The sequence below is a fragment of the Duganella sp. CF517 genome, assembly GCF_900110275.1.
Lineage (GTDB): Bacteria > Pseudomonadota > Gammaproteobacteria > Burkholderiales > Burkholderiaceae_D > Rugamonas.
This window is the reverse complement of the sequence record NZ_FODC01000002.1, coordinates 363,327-377,264: the sequence shown is the minus strand read 5'-3', so window position 1 is coordinate 377,264 and position 13,938 is coordinate 363,327. Positions and strand designations below refer to the sequence as shown.

Below are 13,938 nucleotides of genomic sequence, written 5' to 3'. Positions count from 1 at the left end.
GCTATGAAAAATTCATATACCTTTTGGAGAGCATAACATGAAACAATTTAAAAAAACAGCAATCGCTTTGGGCCTGGCCCAAATGGCGATGATGGCCAGCAGTGCTTCGCACGCGCAGACCACCCCGGCGCCTGCGACGCCGGCCACCACGCCGGCCGCCGAGCCGGTGGCGGTGGTGATCACCGGCCAGCGCGCGGCGCTGCAGTCGGCCCAGAAGATCAAGCAGAATTCCGACGAGGTGGTCGATTCGATCGCCTCCGACGACATCGGCAAGCTGCCGGACCGCTCGGTGACCGAGGTGCTGCAACGCGTCGCCGGCGTGACCATCGACCGCACCATGTCCAAGAGCGATCCGGAGCACTTCTCGGTCGAAGGTTCGGGCGTATCGATCCGTGGCCTGAGCTACGTGCGCTCGGAATTGAACGGCCGCGACTCGTTCTCCGCCAACGGCGGCCGCTCGCTCAACTTCGGCGACGTGCCGCCGGAGCTGCTGGCCGGCGTCGACATCTATAAGAACCCGTCGGCCGAACAGACCGAAGGCGGCATCGGTGGCCTGGTCAACCTGCGCACCGCGATGCCGTTCGACTTCAAGGGCTTCCATGGCGCCTTGTCCGCGGAGACCACCTATTCGGAACTGAAGAAGGGCAAGAAGTCGCCGTCGTATTCCGGCCTGGTGTCGAACCGCTGGAAAACCCCGATCGGCGAAGTGGGCGTGCTGGTCGACCTGGCCTCCTCGGAAAGCGGCACCCGCACCGACGCGCTGCAGGTCGAGCCGTACTTCCCGACCACCGACGCCAATGGCAAGACCGTCTACGTGCCGAAGGGCGCGCAGTGGCGCACCCTGGAATTCAACCGCAAGCGCGAAGGCGCGTACGGCGCCTTGCAGTGGAAGCTGGACAGCACCTTGAGCAGCTCGCTGACCTACTTCAAGTCGAAGTACAAGATGACCTGGGACGAACAGGCGATCTTCTCGGCCGCCAATCCGGCGAACCTGAGCGTGACCAACGGCGTCTATGATGGCAGCGGGCGCTTCATGTCCGGCACCCTGAACTCGACCGGAGGCATCGACTTCGGCAACGACAACCGCACGGCGACCCGCAATTCGGACACCACCGACATCTCGTGGAACCTGCGCTGGCGTCCAAGCGACGCCTGGACCGTCAGCACCGATGTGCAGCGCATCCGCGCCAACACCGACAGCCTCGATTCGACCGTGGCCACGGCCGTCAAGATGCCGTCGCAGAAGCTGGACCTGACCGGATCGCTGCCGAACCTGATCTTCAACGACGCCGACCGCGCCGCGCTGCTCAACCCGGCCAACAACTACTGGAACTTCACCCAGGAGCACCTGGACCGCAGCAAGGGCAAGGAAACCGCATGGCGCACCGACGCCACCTACGCGTTCGACAATCCGGTGCTGCGCGACGTCCGTTTCGGCGTGCGCCTGACCGACCGCGACGCGGTGACGCAGAAGTCCAACCCGGACTACAACTGGGCCGCGATCTCGGCGCCATGGCAGGTCGGCAGCGGAGCCGGCCAGATCACGTCCGAGGCGTTCCTGAGCGATCCGCGCTTCGCCGGCAACACCACCATCAAGCACTTCGATAACTTCTTCAACGGCAAAATGAACATGCCGTCGCTGATCATCCCGGCCATTTCGACGTCGGCCGGTTATCCGAACAGCTACGCCGAACTGCACAAGTACCACGAGATGCTGTGCGCGCAGCCGGGCACCTGCACCCCGTGGAAAGCGGCCACCTTCGGCAGCGATCCGGCCGGCACCAACGAGCAAAGCGAGAAGACCCAGGCCGCCTACGGCCAGCTGCGCTTCGGCTGGGATGAGCTGAAATATCCAATCGACGGCAACGTCGGTCTGCGCTACGTGAGGACGAACTCGAAAGCGGCCGGCTACACGGTGTACACGCCGCCGAACAACCAGCCGGCGCCGGGTTCCTATACCGGCGAGACGATCCCGGTGATCGCCGCCTACTCGCAGGCCGAGACCTACGAGAACCGCTACCACAACTTCCTGCCTAGCCTGAACCTGCGCCTGAAGGCCACCGACAAGCTGCAGTTCCGCTTCGCTTTCGCGTCGGCTCTCTCGCGTCCCGACTACGACAGGCTGCAGGCATACACCACGCTGTCGACCGGCTACAACACCACCACCGTCAACGGCGTGACCAACGTTTCGGGCGTCAGCTTGAGCGGCACCGCCTCGGGAAACCCGAACCTGATGCCGACCACCTCCAAGCAGCTCGACCTGACGGCCGAATGGTACTTCTCGCCGGTTGGTTCGCTCACGCTGGCGGTGTTCAACAAGCGCCTGAAAGACATCGTCGTCAACCAGACCTACAACTTCTCGCTGGCCGACACCAGCGGCACGCTGCGCAACTTCTCGGCCACCGGTCCGATCAACGGTGCCCGCGGCCACGCGCGCGGCTTCGAGCTGGCCTACCAGCAGACCTTCGACAAGCTGCCAGGCCTGTTGTCCGGCCTGGGCATGCAGGCGAACTTCACGTTCGTCGACAGCAAGCGTAAGTTGTACAACAACGTGTTCTCGGAATACTGCAGCAGCGATTCGTCCGCCGCCAACGTCAACCTGAACATCAACGGTTGCGACACCAACGGCCGCACCTTCGGCAACCTGCCGCTGGAGAACCTGTCGCGCCAGTCGTACAACATCGCGCTGATCTACGACCAGGGTCCGTTCTCGAGCCGCCTCGCGTACAACTGGCGTTCGAAGAGCCTGCAGGGCGTGAACGTCAACGGCACCAAGGGCACCGATGGCGTGGATACCAATCCGGCCAGCGCCACGCCGGGTGCGCGTAACATCGTCTGGGGTCTGCCTACCTGGGCCGACGCTTACGGTCAGCTCGACGGTTCGATCAACTACAAGATCAGCGAAAACATGTCGCTGGGCCTGGAGGCGCAGAACCTGACCGACGCGAAGTTCAAGCAGCTGATGCAGCAAACCACCGGCATGAACGGCCGCGCGTGGTTCGTCACGGGCCGCCGCTATACCGCGCAACTGCGCTATCAGTTCTAATACGACGAAAGGCTAGACCGCATGAAGATTACCGCCCGCCAGCTTGTAAGCTCTCTTGGTTTCGTTATGTTGGCCGCAGCTGGCGCGGCGGCCGCGCCCATCCCCGAACTGGTGCAAAAGGACGGCCGTCACGCCTTGATGGTGGACGGCGCGCCTTTTGTCATGTTCGGCGGCCAGGCGCAGAATTCGAGTAACTACCCGCTCGCGCTGAACAAGGTGTGGGCGGCGATCAAGGACATGAACGCCAACACGCTCGAGATCCCGGTCGCATGGGAACAGATCGAGCAAGTGGAAGGCAAGTTCGATTTCAGCTACGTCGACACGCTGGTGGCCCAGGCGCGCAAGAACAAGGTGCGCCTGGTGCTGCTGTGGTTCGGCACCTGGAAAAACACCGGCGCCAATTACGCGCCGGAGTGGGTCAAGTTCGACAACGCCCGCTTCCCGCGCATGCTGGACAAGGAAGGCAAGCCGATTTACTGCCTGTCGCCGCAAGGCGAGGAAACGCTCAAGGCCGACAAGAAGGCCTTCGTCGCGCTGATGACGCACATCAAAAAAATCGACGAGGCCCATCGCACCGTCATCATGATGCAGGTCGAGAACGAGGTGGGCACGTACGGCTACGCGCGCGACTACGCGCCAAAGGCGGAGGCGGCGTTCAACGCGCCGGTGCCCGAGGCTGTGTTGAAGCGTAAAAAATCGCCGGTGGCGCTGGCCGCCAGCGGCACCTGGAAACAGGTCTACGGCGACTACGCCGACGAGTACTTCCACGCGTATTCGGTCGCCAGCTACATCGGCGAGATCGCCAAGGCGGGACGCGCGGTGTACAACCTGCCGATGTACGTGAATAACTCGGTCCGAGATCCGCTCGAGGAGCCCGTCAAGCCGTGGAACAAGAACTTCGCCAGCGGCGGCCCGACCTTCGACGTGATCGACATCTACAAGGCCGCCGCGCCGGCGATCGACTTCGCCGCGCCGGACATCTACAGCCCGGATTCGAAGAAGTTCGCCGCCACGCTCGACAAGTTCCAGCGTCCGGATAACCCGCTTGCCGTGCCGGAGATGAGCAACGCCGCCGAATACGTGCGCTATGCCTATCTGGTGCTCGGCCGGGGCGCGATCAACTTCTCGCCGTTCGGCATCGACTACGCGGACTACAGCAATTTCCCGCTCGGTCACAAGGCCACCGACAAGACCATGGTTGAACCGTATGGCAAAATCTACTCGGCGTTCCGCCCGATGGAGCGCCAGTGGTCCAAGTGGGCTTTCGAGGGCCGCACCTACGGCGTGGCCGAAGGCGACGACCGCGCGCCGCAGACCATCGCGATGAAGGGTTGGAAGGGCACGATCTCGTTCCGCGAATGGCAGTTCGGCGAACGTGAGTATTTCAAGGAAGTGAAGGATCTGCCGGCCGGCACCGATAAGCCCAACGGTGGCGTGGCGATCGCGCAGATCGCCGACAATGAGTTCATCATCGTCGGCCAGCATGCGCGTGTGAAGATCGACAACGCGGACGGCAAACCAACCATGTGGGCGCGCGTCGAAGAGGGCTATTATGATCCATCCGGTAAATGGATCATGGAGCGTAACTGGAACGGCGACCAGACGGATTACGGCCTCAATTTGACCGGCAAGCCGGTGGTGTTGAAGGTCAAAGTCGGTACGTACTGAGTAAAAAAAACAGGAGATTGAGAATATGCGATTCAAAGCGATAGTACCGGCGGCTTCGTGCCTGGCGGTGATGATGTCCGGCCATGCCCTGGCCGGAACGTTTGAAAAAACCTCCACCGGCGTGGTGGTCAAGCCCGATTCCGGCGCCAAGGAAGTGCGCCTGGAGGTCATGAGCGACAACATCATCCACGTCGTCAAAACCGACAAGGAAGGCAAGGAGCTGACCCCATCGCTGATGACGGTGGCGGCGCCTGTTAGCGGTATCTTCAGCGTGACCTCGTCCGGCAAGGACAAGGTCACGCTCAAGGCCAAGAAAATCTCGGTGGCGGTGTCGCTGGCGACCGGCCAGGTGCAGTTCTTCAACGCGGCCGGCAAGGCTTTCCTGAGCCAGGCCTCGGAGAGCATGGCCGCCGTCGATGTCGGCGGCAAGCCGTTCATGGCGGTCAAGCAGGGCTTCAACCACGGCACCAAGGACGCTTACTACGGCTTGGGCCAGCACCAGAACGGCCAGATGAACCTGAACGGCGAAGACGTGCTGCTGATGCAGCACAATATGGTCATCGCGGTGCCGTTCATCGTCTCGGACAAGAACTACGGCGTTTTGTGGGATAACAATTCGATCTCGCGCTTCGGCGACGCCAAGCCTTACGGCTTCCTGAGCCGCGACCTGAAACTGGTCGACGCCGAAGGCAAGGCCGGCGGCCTGACCGCGCGCTACTACGTCGACGACAAACTGGTGCTGACGCGCCAGGAAAAAGACATCGATTACCAGTACCTGAAGGACGTGGCCGAAAACTGGCCGAAGGAACTGGGCGATCCGAAGAAGGCCACCGGCGTCAAGGTGGTGTGGGAAGGCACGCTGACGTCCGACAAGGCCGGCGTGCACAAGATGCAGATGTATTCGTCGGACTACGCCAAGCTGACCATGGACGGCAAGGAAGTCATGGACGTTTGGCGCCAGGGCTGGAACCCGTGGTACCACAACTTCGAGCAGAAGTTCGAAGCGGGCAAGCCGGTCAAGCTGCACCTGGAATGGAAACCGTCGGGCGGCATGATCGCCATGACCCACAACGATCCGCTGCCGGCGCCGGAACGCCACTCGCTGACCTTCTCGTCGGAAGTCGCGCAGAGCATCAACTACTACGTCGTCAACGGCGAGACCAGCATCGACAACGTCATCGCCGGCTACCGTCACCTGACCGGCCAGGCGCCGATGATGCCGAAATGGTCCTACGGCCTTTGGCAGTCGCGCCAGCGCTACGAGACGCAGGAGCAGCTGCTCGGCGTGTTGAAGGAGTACCGCAAGCAGGGCTGGCCGGTCGACGCCATGGTGCAGGACTGGTTCTACTGGCCGCAGGACGGCTGGGGCTCGCACGATTTCGACAAGCAGCGGTTCCCCGATCCTAAAGGTCTGGTGGACGAGGTCCACAAGAACAACGCCCGCATCATGATTTCGATCTGGGGCAAGTTCTACGACAACACCGCCAACTACAAGGAGCTGGCGTCAAAGGGTTATATGTGGACCAAGAACGTCGAAAACGGCGATCTTGACTGGGTTGGCCCTGGCTACAAGAACAGCCACTACGATCCTTACACCAAGGGCGCGCGCGAAATGTACTATCGCCAGATGAAGTCCAAGCTGGTCGACCTGGGCTTCGACGCCTGGTGGATGGACAATACCGAGCCTGACGTGCTGTCGAACACCCGCCTGGAGGACTTCAAGAAGCTGATCGGACCGACCGTCTACGGCGCCGGCGAAATCACCTTCAACCCGTATAGCCTGGTGCACACCGAGGGCTTCTACCAGGGCCTGAAGAACGACCAGCCGGAGAAGCGCCAGTTCATCCTGTCGCGTTCCGGTTTCGCGGGCATCCAGCGCAACGCCACCGCCCTGTGGAGCGGCGACACCGTCGGCCGCTGGAACAATCTGTACGACCAGATCTCGGCCGGCGTGAGCATCTCGATGTCGGGTATCCCGAACTGGACCCACGATATCGGCGGCTATGCGCAGGAGACGCGCTTCCAGGACGGCGCCACCGGCACCGCGCAGGAAAACCGCGTTGTCGCCGCAGCGAAGGCCAATCCGGAGGACATGAAGGAATGGCGCGAATTGAATCTGCGCTGGTGGCAGTTCGGCGCGTTCTCGCCGCTGTTCCGCTCCCACGGCGAAGTGGTCAAGCGCGAGATCCACGAGATCTCGCCGGAAGGCTCGCCGATGCGCGACTCGATGGTCTGGTACGACAAACTGCGTTATCGCATGATGCCGTACATTTACTCGACCGCCGCGACCACCCACCACGAATCGGGCACCATCATGCGCGGCCTGGTGATGGATTTCCCGAAGGACGACGCGGTCAAGAACATCGCCGACCAGTACCTGTTCGGCCACAATCTGATGGTCGCTCCGGTGTACGTCTACGGTGCGCGCGAGCGTAACGTCTACATGCCTAAGGGCGCGAACTGGTATGACTTCTATACCGGCGAAGTGCACAAGGGCGGCACCAAGACCTCGATCAAGGCGCCGGAAACCCGCATGCCGCTGCTGGTCAAAGCCGGCGCGATCCTGCCGATGGGTCCAGTGACGCAGTACGTCGACGAGAAGCCGGATGCACCGATCACGCTGAATATCTACACCGGCGCGGACGGCAAATTCAGCCTGTACGAGGATGACGGCGTGTCGAATGCCTACATGCGTAACGAGTTCACGCGTATTCCGCTGAGCTACAACGACAAGACCGGCACCGTCACCATCGGCGAGCGCGTTGGCCAGTACAAGGGCATGGTCGCTAAGCGCGAGTTCAAGGTACGATTCATCAAGCCTGGTGTTTCGAGCTCGGACGACTTCGACGCGGCCGACAAGACGGTCAGCTACGAAGGCAAGGCGGTCACCGTCAAGCGCTGATTTTCGCACCGACGATGATTCCTCGATGACGGCGGGGGCGGTGCATGCCGCCTCCGCCGTTTTTGTTTCGCTTCACAAGACAATATTCATGAAAATTCTGCTGCGCTCCACATTTTTTTTCTCTTCGGCCCTGGTCGTCGCCGCGGCGACGGCGGCCCCGGATCTGACGCTGCGCTACAAACAGCCGGCGCCCGATACGCCGCAAGGGTGGGAGCGCGAAGCGCTGCCGATCGGTAATGGCCGTATCGGCGCGATGATCTTCGGCCAACTGGCGCGCGAGCGCATCCAGTTCAACGACATCACGCTGTGGACCGGCGACGACAAGGTGATGGGTTCCTACCAGCCGTTCGGCGACGTGTATGTGAACCTGCCGGGACACGACCAGGCCACCACCAATTATTCGCGCCGGCTCGATATCGGCCAGAGCCTGCACAGCGTCAGCTACACGCACAAGGGCGTGAAGTTCAAGCGCGAAGCCTTCGCCAGCTATCCGGCGCAGGTGATCGCCGTGCGGCTGACGGCCGACAAGCGCGGACAGTACACAGGTTCGATCGAACTGACCGACGCGCACGACGCGCAAGTCAACGCGCTGGGCAACCGCATCGTCGCCAGCGGCTCGATGCGCGGCAAGGGCGATCCATCGTCGAACGCGATGGACTACGCCAGCCAGGTGCAGGTGCAAAACGAGGGCGGCACCATCGCCATCGACGGCAACAAGATCACCTTCACCGGCTGCGACGCCGTGACCCTGATACTCGGCGCCGGCACCAGCTACGTGCTCGATGCAACGAAGAAGTTCCAGGGCGAGCATCCGCTGGCGCGCGTGTCGGCGCAGGTGGGTGCGGCGGCGCGTCCGTGGCCGTCGCTGCTGGCCGAGCACCGCAAGGATTTCCAGGCGCAGTTCAACCGCGTGGGCGTGGACTTCGGCGCGGCCACGGCGGCTCGGCGCGCGCTGCCGACCGACCAGCGTATCGAGACCTATACGACCGAGGGCAGGGACCCGGAGCTGGAAGCGCAGTTCTTCCAGTACGGCCGCTACCTGCTGATCTCGAGCTCGCGCGGTTCGCTGCCGGCCAATCTGCAAGGGCTGTGGAATAACAATCCGAATCCGCCGTGGAGATCGGATTATCACACCAACATCAACGTCCAGATGAACTACTGGCCGGCGGAACCGGCCAACCTGTCGGAACACGCGCTGCCGTTCCTGAACTTCGTTCAGGGCGTGGCGCCGGTATATCGCCAGCTGATCGCCGACACCGCGGCCAAGGCGATCGCGGATCCTACCTCCGTGGTGATGGCCGCGCCGGACCTGAGCGGCGAGGCGGTGCAGAAGGAGGAAACCTTCGTCAGCGCCGCCGGCAAGCCGGTGCGCGGCTGGACCTTGCGCACCGAGTCCAATCCGTTCGGCGCCATGGGCTACATCTGGAACAAGACCGGCAATGCGTGGTACGCCCAGCACTTCTGGGAGCACTATGCGTATACGCAGGACAAGGCATACCTGCGCGACGTCGCCTATCCGGTGATGAAGGAGGCTGTCGCCTTCTGGCAGGACTACTTGAAGGTGCTGCCCGACGGCCGTCTGGTCGCGCCGCTGGGATGGTCTCCGGAGCACGGCCCGATCGAGGACGGCGTGACCTATGACCAGGCCATCATCTGGGACCTGTTCAACAACACCGTCGATGCGGCGGAGGTGCTGGGCGATACCGGGTTCCGCGACCAGATCGCGGGTCTGCGCGACCGGCTGGCCGCGCCGCGCATCGGCAGCTGGGGCCAGCTACTGGAGTGGATGGAAGAGAAGAAGAACGATCCAGTGCTGGACAAGCCGGGCGACACGCACCGCCACGTGTCGCATTTGTTCGGCGTCTTCCCGGGCCGTCAGATCTCGCCGACCAAGACGCCTGAACTGGCGGCCGCCGCCCGCAAGTCGCTGGACAGCCGTGGCGACGCCGGCACCGGCTGGTCGATGGCGTGGAAGACGGCTTTCTGGGCGCGCCTGCTGGACGGCGATCGCGCTTACAAGATGCTGCGCGGGCAGCTGGCGAAGCCCGGGGCGCGCGCCGCGCAGCAGAGCGGCCAGGGCACGGAATCGAACAACGCCGGCGGCACCTACGCCAACATGTTCGATGCGCATCCGCCGTTCCAGATAGACGGTAACTTCGGCGCCACCGCCGCGATTTGCGAAATGCTGCTGCAGTCGCAGACGGGTGAACTGCACCTGCTGCCGGCGCTGCCGTCGGCATGGGCCACCGGCTCGGTCAAGGGCTTGCGCGCGCGCGGCGGTTACGAGGTCGATCTGGCGTGGAAGAACGGCAAGCTGGCGGCGGCGACGATACGCCGCACGGCGGGCGAGGGCGCCGGCAAGGTACGCTACGGCGACAAGGTCATACCGCTCAACCTCAAGGTCGGGGAGAGCAAACGTCTGGGAGAAAAACTATGATGCGACTGGTCCTTGGAACGCTGCTGCTGGCATTGAGCGGACTGGCTTTTGCGGAAGGTACGCAAGTACGGTATTTGAGCGGCACCGACAAGGACCATCGTGTCGACTGGGAGTTCATGGTCAACGGCGGGCGCAATAGCGGCGCGTGGAAGACCATACTGGTGCCGTCGAACTGGGAGATGGAGGGCTTCGGCACCTACCGTTACAACAACGATTGGGAAAAGGACCCGGCGCCGGACACCACCGGCATCTACCGCCACAAGTTCGACGTGCCCGCGAATTGGCAGGGCAAGCAAATCGATATCGTGTTCGGCGCCTCGATGACCGATACGCTGGTCAAGATCAACGGCGAGCCTGCGGGCGCGGTTCACCAGGGCGGCTTCTACGAGTTCCGCTACGATATTTCGAAGTTGTTGAAGCCCGGGCAGAGCAACCAGCTGGAGGTGACGGTCAACCGGTTCTCGGCAAATAAATCGGTCAACCGCGCCGAGCGCAGCTCGGACTTCTGGCTGTTCAGCGGGATCTACCGGCCGGTGTGGCTGGAGGCCAAACCGCTGGATAACATCGACCGTATCAGCCTCGATGCGCGCCACAACGGCGATTTCAGCGCCGACGTCTTCTTGGCGGGCAAGCCGGATGGCAAGGTCGTCGCGCGCGTGACCACGTTGGACGGCAAGGCGCTCGGCAAGGAGATGGCCGCGCAGGTCGTCGGCGGCAAGGCCCGCATCAGCGGCAACGTGCCGACGGTGACGCCCTGGTCGGCGGAGAATCCGCAGCGCTACAAGGTCAACTTCCGGCTGGTCAGCGGCAGGAATTTGGTGCATGAGGTGAGCAAGACCATCGGCTTCCGCACCATCGAGCTGCGTCCGCGCGACGGCGTGTACGTCAACGGCTACAAGGTGCGCTTCAAGGGATCGAACCGGCATACGATCTGGCCGACATCGGGCCGCGCCAGCAGCAAGGCGCTGAGCTACCAGGACGCGAAGCTGATGAAGGAAATGAACATGAACGCGGTGCGCATGTCGCACTATCCGCCAGACCCGCATTTCCTCGACGTAGCCGATGAAGTCGGGCTGTACGTGATCGACGAGTTGACCGGCTGGCAGAAATTCTACGACACCGATGTCTCGACGCCGCTGGTGAAGGAGCTGGTGACGCGCGATCAGCATCACCCGTCGATCGTCTTCTGGGCCAACGGTAACGAGGGCGGGTTCAATCAAGATCTGGACAAGCTGTATCCGGAATGGGATACGCAGAAGCGTCCCGTCATCCATCCGTGGGCGAACTTCGGCGGCATCGATACCGCGCACTACCCAACCTACGACTGCTGCGCGACGTCGCTGTTCCATGGGCGCGATGTGTTCATGCCGACCGAGTTCCTGCATGGGCTGTACGACGGCGGCGCCGGGGCGAGCCTGGACGACTGGTGGAAGGACATGCTGGCCAATCCGCTCAGTGCCGGGGGCTTTATCTGGGCCTTCGCTGACGAGGGTATTGTTCGCGACGACAGGAATGGCGCCATCGACGTCGCCGGCAATCGGGCGCCGGACGGCATCGTCGGGCCCTATCGCGAGAAGGAGGGCAGCTTCTTTGCCGTGAAGAAGATCTGGACGCCGGTGTATTTGCCGCTGTCGGAAATGGCCTTCCTGCCACCTACATTCGACGGCAAGATCACGCTGGAGAACCGCTACGACGTCTCCAATCTGAATCAGGTGAAGTTGGGTTGGCAGCTGGTGAAGTTCGGCAGCGAGGCGGGACACAAGGTGGTTGCGAAAGGTAGCGCCAAGGCGCCGGATGTCGCCGCCGGCATGCGCGGCGCCACCCGCATCGCCTTGCCGGCCGACTGGGCACAGCAGGATGCGTTGTATTTTACGGCGACGGATCGCGACGGCCGCGAGATCTATACGTGGTCGTGGATGATCGCCAGCGCGCAGCAGGTGGCGCAGCGCATGCGACCGGCGACTCCGGCGTCAGGTGCGGCCACGTTGACGGAAGCTGGCGACGGGTTCGAGTTGAAGGCCGGCGGCCTGAATGCTGTCATCGACAAGGCCACCGGCTATCTGCGATCGCTGAAGAAGGGCGATATCGTGGTGCCGTTGACGAATGGTCCGCGCCTGGTGGCGGGAACCGCGACGTTGAAGGGCATCGCCGCGCGGCGTGAGGGCGACGACGTGGTGGTGCAGGCAGAGTACACCGGCAATCTGCGCAAGGTCAACTGGCGCCTCAACGCGGCCGGCACGTTGAGCGTGAACTACGCGTATAACATGGAAGGCGGCAAACCGGCCGATGCGCTGGGCGTGACTTTCGATTATCCGGACGCGCAGGTGCAGTCGATGCGCTGGCTGGGACGTGGTCCTTATAGGGTGTGGAAGAACCGCACGCAGGGTGTGGAATTCGACGTGTGGCAGAAGGATTACAACGACACCATCACCGGCCTGTCATGGAACTACCCCGAGTTCAAGGGCTTCCACGACAAGGTGTACTGGGCGGAGCTGGCGACGAGGAATCTGCCGATCAAGTTCATCAACCACAGCGACGACATCGCGCTGCGGGTGTTCACGCCGAGGGAGGCCAGCGGCGAGGGCTTCGAGCCGAAAGGGACGCATATCGACTTCCCTCCGGGTGATATCTCGTTCCTGAACGCGATCCTGCCGATCGGCACCAAGTTCAACCCGCCGCACGAACTGGGACCGTCGGCGCAGCGCGGCCGCACGCCCAACCTGGGGATATGGCTGGAAAACACGATCGATATCGTCGTAGGTGACTAGAAACAGTCGGGGGTCACAGGCGGGGGTCAAGTCTGACATTCGGACACGAGCACATCTTTGAACATCTTGCGTCCCTGGTGCCGAAAGCGATACCTATCAGCTCGTGTCCGAAAACAGGCGGGGGTCAAGTCTGACATTCGGACACGAACACATCTTTGAACACCTTGCGTCCCTGGTGCCGAAAGCGATACCTATCAGCTCGTGTCCGAATGTCAGACTTGACCCCCGCCGTGGTGCCCACCGTGGTTACAGGGTTTTGGCGAGCCACGCGGCGGTGAGGTCGATCAGGCGCTGCGCCGCCGGGCTTCCGGCCTCGAATACGTTGAACACGTGGTCGGCGCCGTCGATCATTTCCGCCTGTGCGGGCTTGCCCGGGGCGATCCGGATCAAGTCGAAATCGCGCTGCGGCAGGTAGTCCCTGCTGCCCCGGATCGTCAGAAACGCGCCCGGGTATTTGGCCAGCGATTGGTCCAGATCCACGCCTTTGAAGCTCTCGTAGAATTCACGCTTGGTGGTGATGGTCTTCCAGCCCGGTACCACCTCCGATGCCACGCCTTCCCGCACCGCTTTTTGCGCCGTCGGCTTCGACATCATGTACTTGTAGATATCGCCGCTCGGCGTCGACCACAGCACCATGCTGCGGAACCAGTCGGGATGTTTTCCGCCCACGACCATCGCGGTGGCGCCGCCCAAACTCCATCCCAGCACCGCGCTGTGCGCGATCTTGACGCCGGGCTGCTTCCGCAGGAACGCATACGCGGCCTCGGTGTCCGCGATCCGGGTGTCGAGCGTCGAGTCGATGTCGCTGCGCATGCGCGCGCCTTCGCCACGGAAGTTGATGCGCAGCGAGGCGATACCCGCCTGCGCCAGCTTGGTCGACATGCGTTTGCTCAGGTCCCCGGCGCCATTGAGGTCGTCGGCGAAGCCGTGCAGCAGCAACACCGTGCGGCCGTCCCACGCGCCGTCCGGCGTGACCCATTCGCCGGTGACCTCCGGCGCCACCGTCACCGGCTTCACGGCTGCATGCGACAGGGCTGCGATGGCGCTGAAGGCCAGTGCCGGCAAGCCGCGTTGAAGGAGCGAGGATACGCCGCGCGATCGGAGTTTGCTTTGCATG

The 13,938-nt window shown here is 62.8% G+C and carries 6 protein-coding genes; 5 read left to right on the top strand and 1 reads right to left on the bottom strand.

Going from position 1 to position 13,938, the window contains the following annotated elements; all coding sequences use genetic code 11:
- Positions 1-37: 37 nt before the first annotated feature.
- The 5 genes from BMX85_RS08775 (at position 38) to BMX85_RS08755 (ending at position 12,821) form a co-directional block, all read left to right on the top strand.
- Positions 38-3,046: a TonB-dependent receptor gene (locus BMX85_RS08775; protein ID WP_090315931.1), complete on the top strand. Its 3,009-nt coding sequence runs from the start codon at positions 38-40 to the stop codon at positions 3,044-3,046.
- 66 nt (positions 3,047-3,112) lie between these two features.
- Entirely contained in the window at positions 3,113-4,714 is a 1,602-nt protein-coding gene (locus BMX85_RS08770; RefSeq protein ID WP_229210357.1) for a GH35 family beta-galactosidase, read from the top strand.
- Positions 4,715-4,739: 25 nt separating this feature from the next.
- The gene (locus tag BMX85_RS08765) at positions 4,740-7,616 is read left to right on the top strand and encodes a glycoside hydrolase family 31 protein (protein ID WP_090315925.1); all 2,877 of its coding nucleotides are present in this window, start codon (positions 4,740-4,742) and stop codon (positions 7,614-7,616) included.
- Between the two features lie 88 nt (positions 7,617-7,704).
- Positions 7,705-10,053, top strand: a complete 2,349-nt coding sequence (locus tag BMX85_RS08760; protein WP_090315923.1) for a glycoside hydrolase family 95 protein — start codon at positions 7,705-7,707, stop codon at positions 10,051-10,053.
- The gene (locus BMX85_RS08755) at positions 10,050-12,821 is read left to right on the top strand and encodes a glycoside hydrolase family 2 TIM barrel-domain containing protein (RefSeq protein WP_229210356.1); all 2,772 of its coding nucleotides are present in this window, start codon (positions 10,050-10,052) and stop codon (positions 12,819-12,821) included. Before BMX85_RS08760 ends, BMX85_RS08755 begins: the two co-directional genes overlap by 4 nt.
- Positions 12,822-13,067: 246 nt before the next feature.
- Here the strand turns inward: BMX85_RS08755 and BMX85_RS08750 are convergent, their stop codons facing one another.
- Positions 13,068-13,937 (bottom strand): alpha/beta hydrolase family protein, encoded by an 870-nt coding sequence (locus BMX85_RS08750; RefSeq protein ID WP_177196699.1) that lies wholly within the window; start codon positions 13,935-13,937, stop codon positions 13,068-13,070.
- Between the last annotated feature and the right edge of the window lies 1 nt (position 13,938).

Bases quoted from the DNA above. Each gene is read 5' to 3' on its own strand.
- BMX85_RS08755 (WP_229210356.1), top strand. From the start codon at position 10,050: ATGATGCGACTGGTCCTTGGAACGCTGCTGCTGGCATTGAGCGGACTG.
- BMX85_RS08750 (WP_177196699.1), bottom strand. From the start codon at position 13,937: ATGCAAAGCAAACTCCGATCGCGCGGCGTATCCTCGCTCCTTCAACGC.
- BMX85_RS08770 (WP_229210357.1), top strand. From the start codon at position 3,113: ATGTTGGCCGCAGCTGGCGCGGCGGCCGCGCCCATCCCCGAACTGGTG.
- BMX85_RS08765 (WP_090315925.1), top strand. From the start codon at position 4,740: ATGCGATTCAAAGCGATAGTACCGGCGGCTTCGTGCCTGGCGGTGATG.
- BMX85_RS08775 (WP_090315931.1), top strand. From the start codon at position 38: ATGAAACAATTTAAAAAAACAGCAATCGCTTTGGGCCTGGCCCAAATG.
- BMX85_RS08760 (WP_090315923.1), top strand. From the start codon at position 7,705: ATGAAAATTCTGCTGCGCTCCACATTTTTTTTCTCTTCGGCCCTGGTC.